The sequence below is a fragment of the Bradyrhizobium sp. LA2.1 genome (genome assembly GCF_040547725.1).
Lineage (GTDB): Bacteria > Pseudomonadota > Alphaproteobacteria > Rhizobiales > Xanthobacteraceae > Bradyrhizobium > Bradyrhizobium barranii.
The window spans coordinates 26,257-47,260 of sequence record NZ_JBEPQI010000035.1; the positions used below are offsets into that span (position 1 = coordinate 26,257).

Here is a 21,004-nt window from a genome sequence, read left to right on the forward strand (position 1 = left end):
ATTCTTCAACGGGTGGAGCGGATGGCGGCGAGCAGATCCTTGCCAAACCGCTTCTCGAATTCCTGATCGAGCGGCTTGACCGCGTCGACGAACGGCTGGCGATCGAATGTCTCGATGACGTCCATGCCGCCACTACGCACTTGCTCTAGCGATGCGGCATCGAGCTTCGCCTGCCAGGTCGCCTCCGCTCCCTCCTTCGCCAGCGCGATCAGCATGGCCTGATCGGCCGGCGGAAGCTGTTCGAACATGGCACGGTTGGCGACGAATGCGATCGGCGCGAAGAAGTGACCGGTCAGCGTGAGGTATTTCTGGACTTCGTAGAGCCGGGAGCCGGCGATGGTCGGCACCGGATTTTCCTGCCCATCGAGCCGGCCGTCCTTCAGCGCGGTGTAGACCAGCGGAAATTCCATCGGGACCACTTCGGCGCCGAGCGCCTTGAACGTCATCTGGTAGATCTCGTTCGGAATGACGCGAATCTTGAGCCCTTTGATATCCTCGGGCGAGCGAACCGGCCGTTTGGAGTTCGTGACGTTGCGAAATCCCTGTCGGCCGATCGCCAGCAGCGTCAGCCCCTTGTCGGCGAATCTGGTGGCGATCGCCGCGCCGGCCGGACCTTGCGCCACGGCCTTCGCGTGGGCTGTGTCGCGGAACAGGAAGGGAATGTCGAACACGCCAAGTTCGGGGACGACCGAACTGACCACAGACCCCGACAGCACCGCCATATCGACCGAGCCGGCCCGGGTCGCCGCCAGGATGGCGTTCTCGCTGCCGAGCGCGTTGGTGGCACGCTCGTCGATCACGATGCGCCTGCCGGCCGATGCCACCAGCTTCTGGCGAAACTCATCGGCTCCGATTTGCTGCGGGCTCCCCAGCTGGGAATTGAATGCCAGAGAGATCAATCGCGGTGAAGCGGCAGCCGGTTGCAAAACCAGCAGCCCTGCCGCCGCGGCGACGATCGATCCGGCTTTCCAAAGTCCCAAAACTTGTCTGTGCATTCGACACCATGGCGTGACAATTGTCGTAACCCTAATGGCGGGGAATGATTGAACCCTTAAGGAAGGCCCCGCGGAATTACGGAGATTCGCTTCGAACCGCCGCCGACGAGATTTGGGACAGATGCAGATGGTATCGGATTGCTGTGGGATAATGAGTGGTTCGAGGGAATGACGATGGGATCAAGAATACAAATGGCTGCCGCCATCGCGATCGGCATCATGGGCGGTACGGCCCCGGCCCGCGCCGAGGTCGCGCAATGCCGGTTCATCCAGGCCAAGGCGGAGCGCGAAGCGTGTTACCAACGTCAGGAAGCCGCGCTGGCCGCCAAGCGCAAGCCGGAGCCGCGCGCGGAAAGCAAGACGCTCGAATCGATGCGCCAGATGCGGCAGGACGACGATGCCGTCTATCGCAGCATCAACAACATCTGCCGCGGCTGCTGAACGGTGCAACTTGTCACCGAAGTGACGGAAGGGAACGTCGATGCAAATTGAGGACGTTGGGGCCCTGAAGAGCGCAACCGACTCCGGGTGGGCTCCCGAATTTCTGCTGTTTTGGGGGAATACCCCAAAGGATCAAAGGATCGATAAGCACGTGCTCAGCCAGTGGTGGCCGGCAACGTTCTCCGTTGACGCTCGGACATACGCGACCGCCGAACACTACATGATGGTCCGGAAGGCCGAGCTGTTCGGGGATCAAGAGACTCTCGCTGCCATTCTGTCTTCGTCCAGCCCCTCTGAGGCGAAGAGCCTTGGCCGGGCCGTGCGCGGCTTTGATGAAGAGCATTGGATTGCACATCGCTTCGAGACGGCGGTACGCGGCAATTTTGCGAAGTTCGGCCAAAACGCCGAGCTTGAAGACTGGCTGCTGGCGACGGGCGATGCGGTGCTTGTGGAGGCCAGCCCTGTCGACAGGATTTGGGGCATCGGTCTTGCTGCCGACGACAAGCGGGCAAGAGAGCCTCACAAATGGCGCGGACTGAATCTGCTGGGTTTTGCGCTCATGAAAGTTCGCCACTTGCTGAGATCAAAACGGTTGGCGAGCCCCCCTTTCCCCTAGCCGCTACCCCAATTCGCCGCTCGCTTCTCCGCGAACGACGCCAGGCCCTCCGCCGCCTCGGCGCTCTGGCGCTTGACCGAATGCAGGCGCACGAGCCGCTTGTACGCGGCATCGTCCACGGCCATCCCGCCGAACGAGCTCTCCAGCGCGAGCCGCTTGGTCTCGGCCATCGCCTCCGGTCCGTTGGCAAGGAGCTGCTCGACCACCTTGGCGCCGGCAGCCTCCAGCTCGGCGAGCGGGACGACCTCGTGGACGAGGCCGATGCGGCGGGCGTCTTCGGCGCCGAAGCGTTCGCCTGTCAGCGCGTAACGGCGGACTTGCCGTACACTAATGGCATCGCAAAGCTGCGGAATGATGATCGCGGCGGTCAGGCCCCAGCGCACCTCCGTGATCGAGAACAGCGCATTGTCCGCCGCGATCACGACGTCGCAGGCGGCAATCACGCCGGTGCCGCCGCCAAAACAACCGCCCTGCACCAGCGCGACGGTCGGGATTGGCAAGGTATTGAGCCGCTGCACGGCCTCGAAGGTCGCCCGCGACGCCGCCTCGTTCGCCTCAGGCGATTGCGGCCGTACGCCGTTGATCCATTTGAGGTCGGCGCCGGCCTGGAAATGCTTGCCATTGCCCCGGAGCACGACGACGCGAAGGCTGGACTTCCCGCCGAGATCGTCCATGGCCGCGAGCACGCCTGCGATCAATGCGCCGTCATAGGCATTGTTCACTTCAGGCCGGTTCAACGTGACGGTCGCAACCCCACGCTCATCGAGGGTCCACAGGACGGGGTTGGCAGTCATCGGCGATCCTCCGGGCATCTTGTTTGCCGCCCACTATGGCTGAGGCAACTCATCCCGATCCATATCTTTCCGGCGTAGGGCAGCCGCGTCCATCGCATGGCGGGTTGTGTCATGCTGCTGCCGGGCGACATCAAGGGATCAGGGACGGGACATCACACCATGCGCATCTGCATTTTCGGCGCGGGCGCCGTCGGCAGCCATATTGCGGTCAGGCTGGCCCGCGCCGGCCACGAGGTCTCGTGCGTGATGCGCGGCGCCCATCTGGAGGCGGTCCGCGCCAATGGCCTGAAGCTGCGCGTCGGCGATTCCGAGGTCACCGCCAAGGTGAACGCCTCCGGCGATGCGGCCCAGCTCGGCCCGCAGGACGTCGTGATCAGCACACTCAAGGCGACCGCGCTGACGGGGCTGGTCGCCAGCATAAAACCGCTGCTCCAGGACGACACCGCGATCGTCTTTGCGCAGAACGGTATTCCCTGGTGGTACGGCATCGGCCTGCCGCCGCGGCATCCGACGCCGCCCGACATTTCCTTCCTCGACCCCGGCGGGCGCTTGCGCGCATGCATCCCGAAAGAGCGGATCGTCGGCGGCGTCGTCTTTTCCTCCAACGAGGTGACCGCGCCCGGTGTGGTGCAGAACCTGACGCCGGACCGCAACCGCCTGCTGATCGGCGAATGCGACGACCGCAATTGCGAGCGCATCACCAGGCTTCGCGGCGTTCTCAACGATGCACGGCTGGAATCGCCGCCGGTGGCGGAGATCCGCGAGGCGATCTGGTCAAAGCTCCTGACCAACATGTCACTGTCGGTACTGTGCCTGCTCACCGGCCAGACCGCGCGCGGCGTGCGTGACGACCCGGCCTTTGCCGAGGTCATTCCGCGCATGCTGAACGAGGCCAACGACATCGCGCAGCACTTCATCCCCGAGGTCAAGCGCGTGACGCGCAGCGGCCCCGCCCCCAACCACAAGCCGTCGCTGCTCCAGGATTACGAGCTCGGCCGCGCCATGGAGATCGACGTGCTGGTGAAGGCGCCCGCCGCCTTCGCCCGCACCGCCGGCCTGTCGACGCCGACGCTCGACCTGATCGCCGCGCTCGCGATCCAGAAGGCGCGGGACAAGGGGCTTTATTCCGCTTGAGCCTTAAGCGAGCCCGTCGATCCAGGCCGCGAGCGTATCGAGCACCTCTGTGAGGGCCTGTTCATTCGTCCGGCCGGACTTCTTCAGCACCGCGAAGGAATGATCGCCGCCGGCGACCTCGTGCAGCGTCGCCTTCGGGCCGAGCTGCGCAATCACGGGCTTGAGGAGGCCGAGATCGGCAAGCCCGTCGCGCGTGCCTTGCAGGAACAGCATCGGGATCTCGACATGGGCCAGGTGCTCGGCGCGCTCCGTGGACGGCTTCTTGTCGGCGTGCAGGGGAAAGCCGAGGAAGGCGAGCCCTTTGACGTCAGGTAGCGGCGCCTTGGACTGCGCCTGCGAGGTCATGCGCCCGCCGAAGGATTTTCCGCCGGCGACAAGCTTCAGCCCGGGGCACAGCCGCGCTGCCTCCTCGACGGCCGCACGGATGGCGGCATGCGCGACCGCAGGCTGATCGGGACGTCCCAGCCTCTTCTCCATGTAGGGGAAATTGAAGCGAAGCGTCGCAATGCCTCGACCGGCGAGGCCCTCCGCAATCTTGTCCATCGATGCATGCCGCATGTCGGTACCGGCGCCGTGCGCAAGGACGTAGCAGGCGCGCGCATTGTCCGGCTGCGTCAGGATCGCCGAGACCGTGCCGATGCGCGCGATGTCGAGCTTGAGCTCTTGAGTTTTGGTCGCCACAATCAGCCATCCCGACAGACGCGTTTTCCGGCCGCCTTGGTAGCGTCACCGGCGCAGCCTGAAAACACAATAATTGCCGCCGCCGACCAGCCTACCAAGGCCGGAAAGCCGCATTGACCGAGGTGACCATGTCCTACCGCTCCTCCTGGATGACCGAAGAGCTCGAAATCTTCCGCGACCAGTTCCGGAAATATCTGGCCAAGGATCTGGCGCCGCATGCCGAGAAATGGCGCGAGCAAAAGATGGTCGACCGCTTCGCCTGGCGCGGGCTCGGCGAGATGGGCGCGCTGCTGGCGAGCGTGCCGGAGGAATATGGCGGCCTCGGCGCCACTTTCGCCTATGACGCCGCCGTGCTCGACGATCTCGAAAGCACGGTGCCGGAGCTGACCACCGGCGTCTCCGTGCACAGCGCCATCGTCGCGCACTACATCCTCAATTACGGCTCGGAGGAGCAGAGGAAGCGCTGGCTGCCGAAGATGGCTTCCGGCGAGATGGTCGGTGCCATCGCCATGACCGAGCCCGGCACCGGCTCGGACCTGCAGGCCGTCAAGACCACCGCGAAGAAGCAGGGCAATTCCTACGTCATCAACGGCCAGAAGACTTTTATTACCAACGGCCAGGCTGCCGATCTCGTCGTCGTGGTCGCGCGCACCGGCGATGTGGGTGCCAAGGGCATTTCGCTGATCGTGGTCGAGACATCAGGCGCGGACGGCTACAAGCGCGGGCGCAACCTCGACAAGATCGGCCTGCATGCCTCCGACACGTCAGAACTGTTCTTCGACAACGTCACGGTGCCGCCGGAAAACCTGCTCGGCAAGGAGGAAGGCCAGGGTTTTGTCCAGCTGATGCAGCAATTGCCGCAGGAGCGCCTCGCGCTTGCGGTTGGCGCGGTCGCCTCGATGGAGCGCGCGGTCAAGCTCACCACCGAGTACACCAAGGAGCGGAAGGCGTTCGGCAAGCCGCTGATGGACTTCCAGAACACCGCCTTCACGCTCGCCGAGCGCAAGACCGAAGCGATGATTGCGCGCGTCTTCGTCGACTGGTGCATCGAGCGGCTCGTCGCCAAGGACCTCGACACCGTCACGGCGTCGATGGCGAAATACTGGTGCTCGGACAAGCAGGTCCAGACCGCAGACGAATGCCTCCAGTTGTTCGGCGGCTACGGTTACATGCAGGAATACCCGATCTCCCGCATCTTCATCGATTCCCGCATCCAGAAGATCTATGGCGGCACCAACGAGATCATGAAGCTGCTGATCGCGAGGTCGCTGTAGCTCTGTTTATCGCGCACGCCAATCGCGTGGGCGGCAGCCGAAGCGCTGCTTGAAGCGCCGCGCGAAGTGGGAGAGATCCGAGAAACCCCAGTCGAACGCGATGGCGCCGATCGCGCGGCCGCCCGATGCCGGATCCTTCAGGTCGGCCGCCGCGCCCACGAGACGACGATCGATCACGTAGTCCGAAAATGTCGTGCCGGAGCGTTCGAACAGCTTGTGGACATAGCGCTCGCTGATGCCGACGGAGCCGGCGACCGCCGCCACCGTCAACCCAGGCTCGCGCAGCCGCTCGTGAATGGCGCGGCGCAGCGCCAGCACGGTCGCGTGCGCAAAGCTTGCGGCTTCCGCCGCCTGCGTCCGCGAACGGCGCGACAGGCTGAGCGCAACGAGATCGAGCAGCACGTCGAACAGCCGAATGCTGTCCTCTTCCGCCATCCGCAATGCGCCGGCGTTCAGGGAGCGCGCGGTCTCGACGATGAGGTGACCGACATGGGGATCGTCGGAGACGCGCTCGGCCCTGAAATCGAACGACGGCGGCAGCCGGTCGCGTAAGGCGCGCGATGGCACCCAGAACGAAGCGACCTCCAGCATCGGACCGCGATCGTGCAGCAGCGTCACCTCGCGGTCGCTGTCGACGATGCCGACCTGGCCGCGGGACAGGCTGACCTCGCTGTCGCCCTGGAGCATGCGGCAGCGGCCGGCCAGCTTGAAGTTGAGATAGAAGCAGCTCTCGCGCGATGCCGCGATATCGGCACGCGAACGATTGACGGTATGCTCGGGAAACATCACCCGGTTGATTGCGCCGGCGCCGAGCCCGATCGTCTCCACCTTGGCCGGGAAGCGCGACGTCGTCGCCGATTCCGGCGTCAGGTTCATGAATGCCTGGCAGATCGCCTCGCGGTAATAGGAAAACTGCTCGTCCGGCGGGGTCACTGCGGTGTTCCAGATGACGTGCCGCGGCCGGCTTACGGGGTTGACCTGCTCCATCAGTTCGCTCCGAGACCAATCCGGTTCAGCGCCAGCCAAGCGGAAAATGGCCGGCCGGTTCACACTTCGCACAACAAGAATTGTCCGCCGCGCCTCGCGAGCGCCGCAAAGGACCCACGTCATGCCGATCTAACCACACCCTCGGGAGCAGCTACAACATGTCGACCTACGTTCTCGTCCATGGCGCCTGGCACACCGGTGCCGAGTTCGAACCCGTCGCGGCCCCGATCCGCGCCGCTGGCCACAAGGTCTATACGCCGACAATCAAGGGCAATCGCCCCGGCGATGCCAAGACGACCGGGCTGAAGGACGCGATCCAGTCGATCGCCGACTATCTCGCCGAAAACAATCTGAAGGACATCGTCCTGCTCGGCCATTCATATGGCGGCATGATCATCACCGGCGTCGCCGACCTCGCGCCCGAGCGCATTCGCCGCCTGGTGTATTGGAATGCCTTCGTGCCCAACAACGGCGAATGCCTCAACGACATGGTGCCGCCGCACTTTATCGGGCTGTTCGATGCCATCGCGGCCGAACGCGGCGACAGCTCTGTGGTGTTGCCCTTCCCGATCTGGCGCGAAGCCTTCATCAACGATGCCGATCTCGAGACCGCGCAGCGCGCCTATGACGTGCTCAACCCGCATCCGTTCGCGACTTTCACTGACAAGATCGCGCTCAAGACCAATCCGGCGGAGATGCCGCTGGCAAAGTCCTACATCAACTGCACCGAGGACGTCGCGATGCCGCACAGCCATCCCTGGCATCCGCGGCTCTCGGAGAAGCTCGGCCTGTTCCGTCTGGTGCAGGTGCCGGGAAGCCACGAGCTGTGCTTCTCCGATCCGGCGCGGCTGGCCAAGGCGATCATGGAGGCGGGGCGCGACTGAGCTGCGTCCGTCAAGAGCGCGACGACTTTCGACGATTGCTCCTACCGCCGGCTTCGGCGGCACAGCCCTTGCTTGTCCGCTGACGAATCCAGATCGGTAGAAGCAACCCCTGCTTGTCACGTGTGGCTCCCCGCCATACGCTGCCCGTGTTCGGCAACCGCCATCTGGTTTCGTTTTGCGTCAAGTCAGGAGAAGCGAATGGTTCACGTCTCGCGACGGAAACTGCTTCAGCTTGCGGCTGTTGCGCCATCGGCACTTCCTCTGGCCTGGACCTCGGTTGTATCTGCCGCGACCGGAAAGAAGACCCTGAGCGCGGTGATGCAATCGGACCTTCGCGTCACCGACCCTGGCTTCACGACAGCCATCATCACCCGCGACCATGGCTACATGGTCTACGATACGCTGCTCGGCATCGATTCCAGCTTCAAGGTGCAGCCGCAGATGGCCGACTGGACGGTGTCCGCGGACAAGCTGACCTACACCTTCACCTTGCGCGACGGCCTGAAGTGGCATGACGGTGCACCGGTGACGGCCGAGGATTGCGTGGCCTCCCTGAAGCGCTGGGGTACGAGCGTCGACGGCATGGCGCGCAAGCTGATGGACTTCACGGCCGGTATCGAAGCCGCGGACGCCAAAACAATCGTCTTCAAGCTGAAGGAGCCCTATGGCCTGGTGCTGGAGACGATCGCCAAGCCATCGTCGGTCTGCGCCTTCATGATGCCCAAGCGGCTTGCGGAGACCCCGATCACCAAGCAGATTCCCGAGCAGATCGGCTCCGGCCCGTTCAAATTCGTCGCGGCCGAATTCCAGCCCGGCGTAAAGGCCGTCTACGAAAAGAACACCGACTATGTGCCGCGCAAGGAGCCGGCCGAATGGACCTCGGGCGGCAAGGTGGCCAAGGTCGACCGGGTCGAGTGGATCACGATGCCGGACGCGCAGACCGCGCTCAACGCGCTGCAGTCAGGCGATGTCGATTTCGTCGAGACGCCGCCGTTCGACATGCTGCCCGCCCTCGAGTCCAATCCGGACATCAACGTATCCATCCTGAACAAGTTCGGCTTCCAGTCGTTCGGCCGGATGAATTTTCTGCATCCGCCATTCGACAATGTGAAGATCCGCCGCGCCGCGATGCTGGCGATCAACCAGAAGGACGTGCTCGACGCGCAAATTGGCAATCCCAAATACTACAAGCTGTGCGGCGCGTTCTTCATCTGCGACACGCCGCTCGCCAGCGACGCCGGCGGCGAGACTCTGATCAAGGGCAACGGCATGGCGGACGCCAGGAAGGCGTTGGCCGAGGCCGGTTATGACGGCACGCCCGTGGTGATCCTGGCGCCGACCGATCAGATCCTGCTGAAGGCGCAGCCGGTCGTGGTCGCACAGCTGTTGCGCGACGCCGGCTTCAAGGTCGATCTGCAGGCCATGGACTGGCAGACCGTGGTCACCCGCCGGGCAATCCAGAAGCCGCCGAAGGAAGGTGGCTGGAACATGTTCTTTACCTACCAGGGCGCCGCCGACTCCTTGAACCCGCTGGTCAACGTCCCGATGGTCGGCAAGGGCACGAGTGGCGGCTGGTACGGCTGGTCCGAGGACCCCAAGCTCGAGGAGTTGCGAGATTCCTTTGCCCGCGCGACCTCGCCCGAGGAGCGCAAGAAGATCGCGCTTGAGGTGCAGAAGGAAGCCTACGACCAGGTGATCTACGTCCCGCTCGGCCAGTTCCAGGCGCCGAGCGCCTGGCGCAAATCGCTCACCGGCGTGATCGACGGCCCGGCGACGCCGATGTTCTGGAATGTGGACAAGAACGAGTAGCTTCCTCTCCCCGTTCTCACGGGAAGAGGCAAAGCCCTAATTCGGATGCCACCAGCGGCCGCCGATCACGACGCCCTCGGAGACGATCTTGCGATCGCCGATCAGGTGCTCGCCGACGACGTCCTCATAGTCGAACTGGCCCTGCCTGACCGTAACAAGCGTGGCGTCGCCGACGCTACCGGGCTTGAGGCTGCCGAGCTCGGGACGCCGCAGTGCCATCGCGGCATTCTCCGTCGAGGCCGCGATCACGTCCGACAGCTCCATGCCCATGCACAGGAATTTCGACATGGTCGTGACCTGGTCGAAGGCCGGGCCGTCGATGCAGAGCTGATGGATGTCGGAAGAGATGGTGTCGGGATAGAAGCCGTTGGCGAGCATCGCGCGCGCGGTCTTGAAGGCGAACGAGCCCTTGCCGTGGCCGATATCGAACAGCACGCCGCGCTCGCGCGCGTCCAGCACCGCCCTCTTCACTGTGCCTTGCGCGGTCGCCGGCGTGTTGGGGAAGGGGCGGAACGCATGGGTCAGCACGTCGCCCGGACGCAGGCGGCCCAGCACCTCCTCGTAACTCGGCGGCGGATGGTCGATATGCGCCATCAGGGGCATGCCGACCTCGTTCGCGACCTCGAGCGCAATGTCGAGCGGCACGATCCCTGACGTGCCCGAAGAGTGCAGCCCCACGCGCACCTTGATGCCGACGATGAGATCGCGATTGGCATCGGCCACCTTGGCCGCCTCGATCGGATTCATCAGCCGCAACTCCTCGCTCTCCCCGACCATGATCCGGTGCGAGAAGCCGAAGATGCCGGCATGCGAGACGTGCAGATAGGCGAGAATGCGGACCTGGCTCGGCTCGATCACATGTTTGCGGAAGCCCGCGAAATTGCCGGGACCGGCGCTGCCGGTATCGACCGCCGTGGTGACGCCGGAGAGGCGGCAGAATTCCTCGGCATCGATGCCGAGCGAGGTGCCGCCCCAATAGACATGGGTGTGCAGATCGATCAGCCCCGGCGTCACGATGAACTGCGAGACGTCGCGCACATCGGTGCCCGGATCGGCCTTGAGCCCGGTGCCGATGGCGACGACCTTGCCGCCCGCAAAGGCGACATCGGTCACGGCATCGAGCTTCTGGGACGGGTCGACCACACGGCCGCCGCGCAGGATCAAGTCGAAAGGCATTGTTGTCTCCGGATGGGGTAGCGAGGCGTGGCCGGCACGTCGGCAAGGCCAGGAAGGACGTCTTTCGCTTCTAGCAAATTTTGCGCCGACGAGCGTAGCAAACAGCGACGATTGCCCATGACAAAATGGCGATCCCGGGACGACTCGAGCTTTCAACCTATGAAACTTACGAAACCGCTCTCAGCTCAACACCATCAGCGGCCCGTTCGCTCGGATTCCGGCTTCACGTGCGAAGCTGAAACATCCGCGGCCTATTGAAAAGACGGCGAGCGCGCATCCGGCAAACATGGAGTCGTCGGCAGGTCTCGGGCCAATGAGTGTCCGGCAAAGGTCGAGACGTGGCCGACATCATGTAGCTGGAGAAAAAACGATGGAACGACTGAAATTGCTTGGCGTGATCGCTCTTTGCGCAACCTTGGCGCCGGGAGCGGCCGCCTCTGCGCGCGGCGGCGGACATGGGGGCGGTGGACATGGGGGCGGTGGCGGACATTTCGGAGGCGGCGGCGGATTTCACGGTGGTGGGCACTTCGGAGGCGGCGGAGGCTTCCACGGCGGAGTTGGTCACTTCCGGGCCGCCGGCGGCTTCCATGGCGGTCAATTCCATCATGCCGGGTTCCGGCATCGCTACCGCCACGCATGGGCTTACGGCGGGGGTCTTGGCCTTGGCGGCGCCTACGCATTGGGCGCCTATTCGGGCTGGCCTTACTATGGCGGCTACGACGACGGCTTCTACGGCGATTACGACGACTCTGCTGATGGCTCGTCCTATTGCGAACAAAAATATCGCTCGTACGACCCGGCTTCGGGAACGTATCTCGGCTACGATGGCAAGCGACACCCCTGCCCATAGCTCGATGGGGTGATGTCTTCGAGCCGTGCTCGCCGGCACTTCGGGAGTCCCTGAGATCGCTGACGACGCACGGCCCGAATTGCCGGCGCGTTGCTGTTGCCGGTCGCCCCAGAGCAATATGGGCGAGACGAATGTCGTTGGGAGGCTGCTGAACAATCAGCTCATGATGCGTGGCGTTACGAAACCACCACGCTCCGCCCCTGGCGGCATCAAGCTAAGCCATCGAAAAGCTGGCGATCCCGGCATGACTCGAACATGCGACCTACGGTTTAGGAAACCGCCGCTCTATCCGGCTGAGCTACGGGACCGCGGAACCCGCTGGTACGGGTTCGATCCCGTCATAGCAGAGCAAAATGCGGTTCGCCAGCCGTCAGGCGGGCCAGACCATCGTCAACCTGAACGGGGCGGCTATACAATCGCTTCCAGGCCCCTCTCGGCGGAGCAGCTCACGTGATCGAAAGCATCAGCGCCATCACGCTCGGCACGCATGACATGGGGCGCGCCGTGCACTTCTACCGTTCGCTGGGGTTTGAGCTCCTGTATGGCGGCGAAGCCGCTGCATTCACCAGCTTTCGCGCTGGCACCGGCTATCTCAACCTGACGGCGCAGCCGGACGACAAGCGCTGGTCCTGGTGGGGCCGCATCATCTTCTACGTCGCCGATGTCGACGGGACCTACGAGCGCGCACGCGCCGCCGGATGGCAGCCGTCGACCACGCCGCGCAATGCGGAATGGGGTGAGCGCTACTTCCATCTCACCGACCCCGACGGCCATGAGCTCAGTTTCGCGCGACCGTTGTCCTGACCGCATAAGTCACATCCGCTGACGTTCGCAACGCGCAAGTAGCGCTGTCTCAGCCGCCGTGGCAAGCTCGGCGCGGTTGCCTCAAGCGAGAATTGGATCTGGGTTCTAACCAGGGAGGACGACCATGGTAACCTATGTCGTGCTGGCGAACTTCACTGATCAGGGAGTCCGCAACGTCAAGGACTCGCCGAAGCGGGCCGACGCCTTCAAGGAGATGGCCAAAACGTTCGGCGTGACCGTGAAAGAAATCGTCTGGACGCAGGGACGATATGACGTTGTAACCGTTCTCGAGGCTCCAGATGAGGCTGCCGCGATGTCGCTCAGCCTTAGTCTCAGCGCACTTGGCAATGTCCGCACCGAAACGCTGCGCGCGTTTTCGGCGGCAGATATGACAAAGATCGTCGGCAAGATGCTCTGACGCTCAAGCCCGCGCGAGCGCACTGGACCCGGGATGGCAATCCCGGGAATAGGCCTCTCATGCCCTGATATTGTTCTCGCGCACCACCTTGCCCCAATAGGCGACCTGCTTGTCGAAGAAGGTCTTGAAGGCGGCGCCGTCCTGGAGCAGCAGCGTCATCTGCTGGGTCTCCTTGAGCTGGGTGGCGGTCGCGGGCTCGCTCAGGATCTCCCTGGACGCCGTCGCCATGGCCGCGACGACATCCGGAGGCGTGCCCGCGGGCGCGAAGATGCCCCACCAGGCGAGCGTCTCGAAATCCGGAAAGCCCGCCTCGATCGCGGTCGGCGTATCCGGCAACGCCGGAAGGCGCTCGCGGCCGAGTTGCAGGATCGGCCGCAACATGTTGGTGCCGAGTTGGGCCGAGACCAGCGCCGCCGATCCCGCGATCAGATCGACATGGCCGCCGAGCACGTCGTTCATCGCCGGGCCGCCGCCGCGATAGGGCACGTGCATGATCTCGACGCCGGCCTTGGTGCCAAGCACCGTCATGGCGAGATGGCCGAGCGTGCCGATGCCGACGGAGGCATATTTCACCGCGCCGGGCGTCGCCTTGCAGGCGGCGACCACGTCGGCAAAGCTCTTGTAGGGACGGCCGGCGCCCGCGGCGATCACGTAAGGCGCCGTACCGACCAGCAGCACCGGCATCAGCTCGCGCTCGACATCGACCGGCGGCTTGTCGAGGATGGACGGGATCACCGCGTGGGAATCGAAGGTGACCAGGAACGTCGAGCCGTCCGCCGGGCTCTTGGCGACTGCGCCGCGCCGAGCGCGCCGGCGGCGCCCGACTTGTTCTCGACCACGACGATGCGGTTGAGCTTTGTCTGCAGATTGGCCTGCAACAGCCGCGCCATCGCGTCGGTCGATCCGCCCGGCGGAAACGGCACGACCAGCGTGATCTTGCCGGCCTGCGCCACCGCTGGCGCGATTGCGAGAATAGCGGTGCTGCCAGCAGCGTGCGTCGTGTGATCGTCATGGTCCCCTCCCCTTTGGTTTTGCGCCTGGCTTTTGCTCTTTGGCGCTTAGGTCGTGCCGAAGCCCGACCCCGCTTTTTTGTATTCTGGCCGTGGTGGACTGAAAATGTCCAGCACGCGGGCCCCATCGGGGCCGGCGCGCATGGTCTGCGGGACGTTGCCGGGCGTGCGCCAGAAATCGCCCTTCTTTACCGGAATTTCCTCATCGCCCTGGACGCGGATGGCGGAGCCGTCGAGCAGCACGCCCCATTGCTCCTCGGGATGATGATGCAGCGTGCCCTGCGCATGCGGGGCCAGCGTCACCACCGACGCATCGCCTGCTCGCCGGAGAAGATGCGCGTGGTGACCCCCGCCGCGAGCTCGCGAAACAGCCCGTCGCTGGGATCGTCAATGTTGTGAAACTCTTCCTTCTGGCTCACGCCGCCCTCCCCTTCATTCTGATCCGATCAGGATTTGCCATAGGAGCCCTGGTAGCGGCCCTCGCGGATCGCCTTCATGGTCTCCTCCTCACGCGCGACCTGGGCGCGGACAGCTTCCAGCAGCGCCGCGGCTCCGGCGGCGGGGAACGACACCACGCCGTCCTCATCGCCGACGACGATGTCGCCGGGCGAGATGACGCTGCCGCCGATCGTAACAGGCACGTTGATCTCGCCGGGGCCGTTCTTGTAGGGGCCGCGATGGATCACCGCGCGGGCGTAGCAGGGAAAGTCGTCAGCCGCGAAGGCGGCGACATCGCGGATCGCGCCGTCGATGACATAGCCCTCGGCTTTGCGCCACTGCGCGATGTTCTTCATGATCTCGCCGACCAGCGCGCGGGTCTCGTCGCCACCGCCGTCGACCACGATGACGTCGCCGGGACCGACCAGTTCAAGTGCGCGGTGGATGGCGAGATTGTCGCCGGGGCGGGTGCGCACGGTGAAGGCCGTCCCTACCAGCTTGCCACCGCGATGATAGGGTTTCAGCCCGACCGCGCCCGGCAGCCGGGCGAGATTGTCTGAAATGACCGAGGTCGGCGCGCCGCGAAAGCCCTCGATGATCTCGGCCGGCGGCTTCGGCACGCTGTTCGCTGCGATGGTGATCGTCATGTCTCAATCCTTCTGCATTCTTCTTATTCGGCGTGCGCCAGCGCCTTCGCCGGCCGAATCCGGAAGGCGCGCCCTTCCTTCATCCACGCCGCGCGCTCGTCGCGCAACAGGGTGCGGCGAACTTTTCCGGAATCATCGCGCGGTGGCGCGCTGACGATCTCGAAACTCTCAGGGTGCTTGTAGCGGCTCAGCCTGTCCTTCAAGAAGTCCGCCATGCCGTCGGCGATGGCCTGACCATCCGCGCCAGGTTCGGGCTCGACGATGGCATGCACGCGCTGGCCCAATTCGGGATCGGGCAATCCCACGACGACGCAGGAGCGCACGCCAGGGCTCTCAGAGACCGCGGCCTCGACCTCCGCTGGATAGATGTTGGCGCCGCCGCGCAGCACCATGTCGGCGAGACGGTCGCCGAGATAGAGATAGCCTTCGGCGTCCAGCCGGCCGATGTCGCCGAGCGACTCCCAGCCGTCCGCGCGGCGCTTCGGCTCGGCGCCGAGATAGTGATAGGTGGCGTCCTTGCCGTCATTGTTGAGGAAATAGATCTCGCCGGTCTCGCCGGGCGCGACGTCGTTGCCGTCCTCGCCGACGATGCGCAAGCGCGCCATCTCACCGATCTTGCCGACCGAACCCTTGTGGGTCAGCCATTCCGTGCCTGAAATGATGCACGAGCCCTGCCGCTCGGTGCCGCCATAGAGCTCCCAGACCCGCTGAGGCCCGAGCCAGGCGATCCAGTTCTCCTTCAGCCAGGGCGGCATCGGAGCTGCCATGTGAAACACCGTCTGGAGGCTCGACACGTCGTAAGAGTTGCGCACGCTCTCCGGCAGCGCCCAGATCCGGTGCATCATGGTCGGCACGAAATTGACCCATTGCACGCGCTCGCGCGCGATCTGCCGCAGCGCCTCCTCGGCGTCGAACTTGACGAGGCCGGTGAGCTGGCCGCCGGTGAAGAGCGCGTAGTGCGACACGATGAACGGGGCGTTGTGATAGAGCGGACCGGGATTGAGCAGCGAAACCCCGAATGGAATGTTGAGCGGCGGCGCGGCGACGGTGTCGGTCACGGCCGGCTGATGATCGAGGATCACTTTCGGCCGGCCGGTCGAGCCGCCGCTGGTCATGGCTTTCCAGTAGCGAGCCACCGGCGGATCGAGCGGCTCGTCCGAAAAACCTTCCGGCACGAAATCCGCCGGCAGGCGGTTCGGCGCGTTCCAGTCGGCCTCGCCGCCGACCACCAGCGCGGGCTTCAGGATGTCGAGCACCGCGGCGGCTTCGCCGCGCGGCAGCCGCCACGACAGTGACGTCGGCGTCGCTCCGCACTTCCAGACCGCAAACGAGGTCTCGAAGAACGCGTTGCCGTTAGGCAAGCCGATTGCGACAAAGTCGCCGGGCTTGACGCCCTTGGCCATGAACGCTCGCGCGCGCCGATTGGCGCCGCGTTCGAGCTCGTCCCATGTCAGCGTATCCTGCCCGTGGCGGACGGCGATCGTGCCTTGCGGTTTGCGTTGAGCGTACCAGCGAGGCACGTCGGACAGGGGCAGCAGCATCAGGTGTTTCCACTTCGTCTTCTTGGCGTCGTCTCAGGATGAGGCGTCGCGAGACGAAGTGTAACAGCCGGAGCCAAGCCTTCAAGGGATCTGGCTTCAAGACGTCCGCATCAGCGCTCGGCCCCGCAGCCCGGAATATCGAACAGCGCCGCGAGGCCGCATTTCGAGGTCAGCATCTTGTCGCCGTCGTGGCCGACCCCGGCGACGTCCCAGACCCGGTGATTGGGCGTGCCGCGGTCGCGCTTGGCCATCGCATCCGCATAGGCGTGGCCGCGGGCGTAGCGCGTGGGACCTTGCGCCTCGGCCATGCAGCTCTTGTCCAGCGCGGGATGCTTCGGATTGGTGTCGAGCGTGCCGAGCAGATAGATCACCTCGCGCTCGACATAGCGCTGCTCCAGCGCGACCGGCGTTGCGTTCGCAAGATAGGGCGGACGCCCGTCCATGCCGTATTTCCAGTTGTTGTAGCCCGGGCAGGATGCGGCGATCGCCGGCACGGGCCGCGTGTTGCTGAAATAAGCGTAGGAGGAGGGATTGGCGACGACGTAGCGGACATCGATATGCTGGCGCGACAGCGCCGCCTCGCCTTTGCCGGCGATGGCATAGCGTTGCGCGACCTGGCCACCGCCGGAATGGCCGGCGACGACGACCTGCTTCAGATTCGGAAAGATGCGCCGGTCCGAGAGTTTTACGAGGATCGCATCGAGCGCATCGAAGGATGATACCGGATTCGGCGCCAGCGCAGCGTCGCCGCCCTCCCATCCCTCCAGCGACCAGCGCAGCGTATCCGCGGGCAGCCTGTGCGCGTCGATGTCGATCTCCGCCAGGAACTGCGGGACGATCATCAGCGCGCTCTTGCCGTCATCGCCCGCCGCAACCTGCGCAGTATGGGCCGACATGTAATACTCGTCGGCATTGCGCAGGCGTCCGTGCAGCACGATGATGGCGCGCGAGATCGCCGGCAGCGGCAGCGACCAGTCGCTGGAGAGATAGAGCGGCAGCATTCCCTGGCCGCCGACCGAGAGCCGCGCGTCGGCGATCGCCCTCACCGGCTTGCGGTTGGGCGCTTCCTCGTCCGCTGCGAACGCATGGCTGGAAATGAACGCCAATGTGATTGCGGCGAGACGGGCCAACGCTCTCATGACGGATATTCCCCTTCGAATTCAAACCAATAAAGTCTAAGCCGATCATGTGCCGCGCGGCTGTGACTCCCGCGCCACGTCAAGCAAAAAATGTCAGCATTGCAGTCATGAAATTCCCGAGTTCCACGGGTGACAAGCCGGCGATAAAGGGGCAAAAATCGGACCCGACTCAGTTCGGGTTGAGTTTTGCAAGGAATGCTCTCGTAGAATGTCGGACGTAGTTGCATCGCGTCGTGCGGCGCTTGTCGTTGCCGCAGCAGGATTTTTTCTGCTGACGCCGGTGCATGCCCACGCCCAATGGTGGAAGCGCGCGCCCGTCGATTTCGAGGAATGCGCCGACGCCGCCGAGAAGGCCGCGAACAAGACCGAGAAGACGGCTGCGCTTGCCGATTGCAACGCCAAGTTCGCCGGCCGCCGCAAGCCAGGCGGCGGCTATTCCTATTACGATTTCCTCCAGGACCGTACCTTCGACATCGCAGGCCCCAATCCGACGCCGGAGGAGCAGAAGAAGATCGACGAATCCTACACCTCCTACCTCGCCAATCAGCGCCGCAGCAATGAAGCCGCTCAAGCCGCCGCGCGTCAGCAGCGCGAGCAGCAGGAACAAGCGCGGCAGCAGCAGGTCGCACTGCGAACCGAGGTCGAGCGCGTGTCCGTCCCGGTCGCGCGCGTGCCTGTCCCGGTCGAGCGGCCGAAGGTGCAGCAGTCCGTGAGCCCGCGACCGAAGGGCGCGCCCTGCACCAAGGGCTCGTTCTCCTGCGAATGGCCGCGGCTATCGGAAAGCTTAAGCGATCTGAAGAAGCTGTTCACCCCGGCGCCAAGCAAGCCGGCGAAGAAGGGGTAAGCTCCTCGCGCAGCAAACTCCGCTGTCGTCCCGGACAAGCGCAGCGAAGCGAATCGCTTGTCCGAGACGACAGCGGGAGTGTGGCGTCAGTTCGGCTGCTTCTTCTTGCTGCGCTTCGGTTTGACCACCGGTGCACTCGTGGGCTCTGTGGTCGTCGGCGAGCCACTTAACGCCTTGCGACTCTCCTGCAACCGCCTGTCATAGCCGGGCGAGCTCACGACCGTTGGCGGCCTTGCGTAGGCCAGCGTCGACGCGGCGCAGAGCGCGGCGAGCGCGAGCCCAATCATCAGACAACGCGTCATCGTTGCTCCTCCCGCCGCCCGGCTCGCACTCAGGCCGCTCCGCGGATCTGCTGCGGCGTCAGTCGCGGCGGACCATTGCCTGCCGCCTCGGCCTGCTTGATCAGCGCAACAATGCGGCGCATCAGCGGCACGTCGACGTTGTTCTGCTCGGCGAGCGCGATGACCGCGCCCTGGAGATAGTCGATCTCGGTCTTGCGGCCCTGCTTCAGGTCCTGCCACATCGAGGAGCGCGCCTCAGGATCGATCTTCATCGTGCGCCCCAGGATCGCATTGAAGATCACATCGGGCAGCCTCAGCAGGGTCGGCGTCCACCTCAGCGGGATCGGCGTCGCCGAGACCGGCGCGATGCCGGCGGCCTTCATCGCAGTCACGCCTTCGGCCATCTGGTCGGCGAACAGTTTTCGCCAGTCGCGGTTCGCCAGTTGCGCGGCGAGCGGCATGTCGGACAGCGCGCTGAGCGCATTGTTCAAGTTGATGATCAGCTTGCCCCATTGCACGCCGGTGATGTCGCGGCTTGCGCGCATGGCGAGGCCGGGCACCGACAGCGCTGCGGCCGTATTCGCCTCATCCGCGCCGACATGGATGTCGCCGGACGTCGAGCGGTGGAAGCGTCCCTCGCCCATCGCGATCACGTTGAACGGCACCATGCCGGCGAGCCGCTCGCGCAGAACCGCGACATTGCCGACGCCGTTTTGCAAGGAGACGATCACGGCGTCCTGCGGCGCGTGCTGGGCAATCTGGTCCGCGACATCGGCGGTGTCGGCGCTCTTCACCGTGACCAGCACGATGCCGGCGTTGTGGAAGATCGCGGGATCCTCCGACAACGCGAGCTGGCCCGCGCCGAGCCTATTCTCGGAGCCGTCGAAATCGGTCAGCCGCAGGCCGAACCGCTCGATCTCGGTTTTGACCCGCGGCCGCACCAGCAGCGCCACGCGGCGCCCTCCGGCCGCCAGCTGGCCTCCGACGAAACAGCCGATGGCGCCCGCGCCGGCCACCACGATCGGTCGATCCGCAACCACCTGACCTTGCTCCCTTGAATGACCCGCCCTCGATAGCAGAGGCAACGCCGGCTGCCCATTGGTTGCGGTGCATTCGCCTTGTAACCGTCATGAGAGCCTCATATGTTTTTGCCCCGGGGGCTGTCACCGGCGAGAACTCGCCGACGAGAACGCCAAAGGAGAGCACCATGGGTCTACTCGACGTCCTCAACGGCATGCAGAACGGCCCCCGCGGCCCGAGCACGCCCAGCTCTGAGCAATCCTCCGGCGGCATGTCGCCAATGACCATGGCGCTGCTCGGCCTGATCGCCTGGAAGGCCTTCAAGCATCTGACGGCAGGCCAGCCCGACGCTGCGCCGGCGCCGCAGCAGCGCTCGCCGCTGCCGCCTCCGACGCCTGTAAATACGGGCAGCAGCGCTCTTCCCGGCGGCCCCGGTGGTAGCGGCGGCCTCAGCGATCTGCTCAAGGGTGGCCTCGGCGGCCTGCTCGCGGGCGGCGCGGCCGGCAGCGTGCTCAGCGGCGGCCTCGGCGATCTCCTCAACCAGCTCCAGCAGGGTGGCCACGGCGAGACCGCGAGCACCTGGGTCGGCAAGGGCGAGAACAAGGCGATCGCGCCCGGCGATCTCGCCAGCGCCCTCGGCGCCGACCAGATCCAAAGCCTGTCCGCCCAGAGCGGCCTGTCGCGCGAGGAACTGCTCTCCGGTCTCAGCCAGTATCTGCCACAGGTGATCGACCACCTGACGCCGGACGGACGGCTGCCGACCGAGAACGAGCTCTCGGGCAGGCTTTAATCGAACTTTGATCTACGCGTTCTCGGGAAGGGGAGCACTGACATGAGCATGGGCGGCCTGTTGTGGATCATCGTCGTCGGCTTCATCGCCGGCCTCATCGCGCGCTGGCTGGCGCCGGGACCGAACAACCCGAGCGGCTTTATCCTCACCACCATCCTCGGCATCGCCGGTGCGTTTCTTGCGACCTTCATCGGACAGGCGATCGGGCACTATAGCCCCGACCAGGGCGCCGGCTTCATCATGGCCACGATCGGCGCGGTGGTGGTGCTGTTCATCTGGCACCGGCTGGTCGCGAGCGGCGTGATCAAAGGGTAGCGGTGCGGGACGTCGGGCACGACGCCGCCCTCGCACTCCGTCATTGCGAGGAGCCCTTGCGACGAAGCAATCCAGACTGTCCGCGCGGACGCTCTCTGGATTGCTTCGTTTCGCTC

24 protein-coding genes, 1 tRNA gene and 1 pseudogene are annotated in these 21,004 nt (G+C 64.9%); 12 read left to right on the forward strand and 14 right to left on the reverse strand.

Annotated features, from left to right (window positions below; translation table 11 throughout):
• Positions 1 to 5 precede the first annotated feature (5 nt).
• Positions 6 to 995, reverse strand: coding sequence for a TRAP transporter substrate-binding protein (locus ABIB95_RS41990; protein ID WP_166074097.1), 990 nt, complete (start codon positions 993 to 995; stop codon positions 6 to 8).
• Between the two features lie 192 nt (positions 996 to 1,187).
• Here ABIB95_RS41990 and ABIB95_RS41995 point away from each other — a divergent pair, with 192 nt between their 5' ends.
• Together ABIB95_RS41995 and ybiA are read left to right on the forward strand one after the other, a co-directional pair.
• Positions 1,188 to 1,436: a hypothetical protein gene (locus tag ABIB95_RS41995; RefSeq protein ID WP_223153806.1), complete on the forward strand. Its 249-nt coding sequence runs from the start codon at positions 1,188 to 1,190 to the stop codon at positions 1,434 to 1,436.
• A 40-nt stretch (positions 1,437 to 1,476) separates the two neighbouring features.
• Positions 1,477 to 2,052 (forward strand): riboflavin biosynthesis intermediates N-glycosidase, encoded by a 576-nt coding sequence (gene ybiA, locus ABIB95_RS42000; protein ID WP_166074070.1) that lies wholly within the window; start codon positions 1,477 to 1,479, stop codon positions 2,050 to 2,052.
• On the opposite strand, the gene ABIB95_RS42005 is transcribed toward ybiA, so the two are convergent.
• A complete protein-coding gene (locus ABIB95_RS42005; RefSeq protein ID WP_354248561.1) occupies positions 2,049 to 2,846 on the reverse strand; it encodes an enoyl-CoA hydratase-related protein in 798 nt (265 codons plus the stop codon). The two genes, ybiA and ABIB95_RS42005, sit on opposite strands and share 4 nt — an antisense overlap.
• Before the next feature lie 159 nt (positions 2,847 to 3,005).
• Here ABIB95_RS42005 and ABIB95_RS42010 point away from each other — a divergent pair, with 159 nt between their 5' ends.
• A complete protein-coding gene (locus ABIB95_RS42010; RefSeq protein WP_166353464.1) occupies positions 3,006 to 3,980 on the forward strand; it encodes a ketopantoate reductase family protein in 975 nt (324 codons plus the stop codon).
• Positions 3,981 to 3,983: 3 nt separating this feature from the next.
• Here the strand turns inward: ABIB95_RS42010 and ABIB95_RS42015 are convergent, their stop codons facing one another.
• Positions 3,984 to 4,661, reverse strand: coding sequence for an alpha/beta hydrolase family protein (locus ABIB95_RS42015; protein ID WP_354248563.1), 678 nt, complete (start codon positions 4,659 to 4,661; stop codon positions 3,984 to 3,986).
• A 128-nt stretch (positions 4,662 to 4,789) separates the two neighbouring features.
• Between ABIB95_RS42015 and ABIB95_RS42020 the strand changes: the two genes are divergently transcribed.
• The gene (locus tag ABIB95_RS42020) at positions 4,790 to 5,935 is read left to right on the forward strand and encodes an acyl-CoA dehydrogenase family protein (RefSeq protein ID WP_354248617.1); all 1,146 of its coding nucleotides are present in this window, start codon (positions 4,790 to 4,792) and stop codon (positions 5,933 to 5,935) included.
• Between the two features lie 6 nt (positions 5,936 to 5,941).
• On the opposite strand, the gene ABIB95_RS42025 is transcribed toward ABIB95_RS42020, so the two are convergent.
• Positions 5,942 to 6,922, reverse strand: coding sequence for a helix-turn-helix domain-containing protein (locus ABIB95_RS42025; protein ID WP_354248565.1), 981 nt, complete (start codon positions 6,920 to 6,922; stop codon positions 5,942 to 5,944).
• 158 nt (positions 6,923 to 7,080) lie between these two features.
• Here ABIB95_RS42025 and ABIB95_RS42030 point away from each other — a divergent pair, with 158 nt between their 5' ends.
• Both ABIB95_RS42030 and ABIB95_RS42035 read left to right on the forward strand, forming a co-directional pair.
• On the forward strand, positions 7,081 to 7,806 hold the full coding sequence (locus ABIB95_RS42030) for an alpha/beta fold hydrolase (protein WP_135215897.1): 726 nt from the start codon (positions 7,081 to 7,083) through the stop codon (positions 7,804 to 7,806).
• Between the two features lie 198 nt (positions 7,807 to 8,004).
• A complete protein-coding gene (locus tag ABIB95_RS42035; protein ID WP_354118617.1) occupies positions 8,005 to 9,615 on the forward strand; it encodes an ABC transporter substrate-binding protein in 1,611 nt (536 codons plus the stop codon).
• Positions 9,616 to 9,651: 36 nt separating this feature from the next.
• Here ABIB95_RS42035 and ABIB95_RS42040 read toward each other — a convergent pair whose 3' ends face one another.
• Entirely contained in the window at positions 9,652 to 10,791 is a 1,140-nt protein-coding gene (locus tag ABIB95_RS42040) for an amidohydrolase/deacetylase family metallohydrolase (protein ID WP_354248568.1), read from the reverse strand.
• A gap of 370 nt (positions 10,792 to 11,161) precedes the next feature.
• Between ABIB95_RS42040 and ABIB95_RS42045 the strand changes: the two genes are divergently transcribed.
• Positions 11,162 to 11,641: a BA14K family protein gene (locus ABIB95_RS42045; RefSeq protein WP_354248570.1), complete on the forward strand. Its 480-nt coding sequence runs from the start codon at positions 11,162 to 11,164 to the stop codon at positions 11,639 to 11,641.
• Positions 11,642 to 11,872: 231 nt separating this feature from the next.
• On the opposite strand, the gene ABIB95_RS42050 is transcribed toward ABIB95_RS42045, so the two are convergent.
• Positions 11,873 to 11,949, reverse strand: a tRNA-Arg gene (locus ABIB95_RS42050).
• Between the two features lie 142 nt (positions 11,950 to 12,091).
• On the opposite strand from ABIB95_RS42050, the gene ABIB95_RS42055 reads away from it, so the two are divergent.
• Together ABIB95_RS42055 and ABIB95_RS42060 are read left to right on the forward strand one after the other, a co-directional pair.
• Positions 12,092 to 12,445 carry a VOC family protein gene (locus ABIB95_RS42055; RefSeq protein WP_208083452.1) on the forward strand — a complete coding sequence of 118 codons (354 nt, stop codon included), beginning with the start codon at positions 12,092 to 12,094 and terminating at the stop codon, positions 12,443 to 12,445.
• A gap of 124 nt (positions 12,446 to 12,569) precedes the next feature.
• Positions 12,570 to 12,863, forward strand: a complete 294-nt coding sequence (locus ABIB95_RS42060; protein ID WP_135215901.1) for a GYD domain-containing protein — start codon at positions 12,570 to 12,572, stop codon at positions 12,861 to 12,863.
• Positions 12,864 to 12,920: 57 nt separating this feature from the next.
• Here ABIB95_RS42060 and ABIB95_RS42065 read toward each other — a convergent pair whose 3' ends face one another.
• From ABIB95_RS42065 to ABIB95_RS42090, 6 genes and pseudogenes are all read right to left on the reverse strand, one after another.
• On the reverse strand, positions 12,921 to 13,622 hold the full coding sequence (locus tag ABIB95_RS42065; RefSeq protein ID WP_354248619.1) for a tripartite tricarboxylate transporter substrate-binding protein: 702 nt from the start codon (positions 13,620 to 13,622) through the stop codon (positions 12,921 to 12,923).
• A complete protein-coding gene (locus tag ABIB95_RS42070; protein WP_354248572.1) occupies positions 13,595 to 13,816 on the reverse strand; it encodes a hypothetical protein in 222 nt (73 codons plus the stop codon). Before ABIB95_RS42070 ends, ABIB95_RS42065 begins: the two co-directional genes overlap by 28 nt.
• A 105-nt stretch (positions 13,817 to 13,921) precedes the next feature.
• Positions 13,922 to 14,292 (reverse strand): annotated as a pseudogene (locus ABIB95_RS42075) (cupin domain-containing protein).
• 27 nt (positions 14,293 to 14,319) lie between these two features.
• Complete coding sequence (locus ABIB95_RS42080) at positions 14,320 to 14,958, reverse strand: RraA family protein (RefSeq protein ID WP_085399166.1); 639 nt, start codon at positions 14,956 to 14,958, stop codon at positions 14,320 to 14,322.
• Positions 14,959 to 14,981: 23 nt separating this feature from the next.
• The gene (locus ABIB95_RS42085) at positions 14,982 to 16,499 is read right to left on the reverse strand and encodes an AMP-binding protein (RefSeq protein WP_354248575.1); all 1,518 of its coding nucleotides are present in this window, start codon (positions 16,497 to 16,499) and stop codon (positions 14,982 to 14,984) included.
• 110 nt (positions 16,500 to 16,609) lie between these two features.
• Positions 16,610 to 17,638, reverse strand: coding sequence for an alpha/beta hydrolase (locus ABIB95_RS42090; protein WP_354180911.1), 1,029 nt, complete (start codon positions 17,636 to 17,638; stop codon positions 16,610 to 16,612).
• A 208-nt stretch (positions 17,639 to 17,846) separates the two neighbouring features.
• On the opposite strand from ABIB95_RS42090, the gene ABIB95_RS42095 reads away from it, so the two are divergent.
• Complete coding sequence (locus tag ABIB95_RS42095) at positions 17,847 to 18,482, forward strand: hypothetical protein (RefSeq protein WP_071908441.1); 636 nt, start codon at positions 17,847 to 17,849, stop codon at positions 18,480 to 18,482.
• An 86-nt stretch (positions 18,483 to 18,568) separates the two neighbouring features.
• Here the strand turns inward: ABIB95_RS42095 and ABIB95_RS42100 are convergent, their stop codons facing one another.
• Together ABIB95_RS42100 and ABIB95_RS42105 are read right to left on the reverse strand one after the other, a co-directional pair.
• On the reverse strand, positions 18,569 to 18,784 hold the full coding sequence (locus tag ABIB95_RS42100; RefSeq protein ID WP_354248577.1) for a hypothetical protein: 216 nt from the start codon (positions 18,782 to 18,784) through the stop codon (positions 18,569 to 18,571).
• Between the two features lie 29 nt (positions 18,785 to 18,813).
• Positions 18,814 to 19,803 (reverse strand): 2-dehydropantoate 2-reductase, encoded by a 990-nt coding sequence (locus ABIB95_RS42105; RefSeq protein ID WP_354248579.1) that lies wholly within the window; start codon positions 19,801 to 19,803, stop codon positions 18,814 to 18,816.
• Between the two features lie 167 nt (positions 19,804 to 19,970).
• On the opposite strand from ABIB95_RS42105, the gene ABIB95_RS42110 reads away from it, so the two are divergent.
• Together ABIB95_RS42110 and ABIB95_RS42115 are read left to right on the forward strand one after the other, a co-directional pair.
• Positions 19,971 to 20,573, forward strand: coding sequence for a YidB family protein (locus tag ABIB95_RS42110; RefSeq protein WP_354248581.1), 603 nt, complete (start codon positions 19,971 to 19,973; stop codon positions 20,571 to 20,573).
• A gap of 42 nt (positions 20,574 to 20,615) precedes the next feature.
• Positions 20,616 to 20,888: a GlsB/YeaQ/YmgE family stress response membrane protein gene (locus tag ABIB95_RS42115; protein ID WP_080586664.1), complete on the forward strand. Its 273-nt coding sequence runs from the start codon at positions 20,616 to 20,618 to the stop codon at positions 20,886 to 20,888.
• The last annotated feature ends 116 nt before the right edge of the window (positions 20,889 to 21,004 follow it).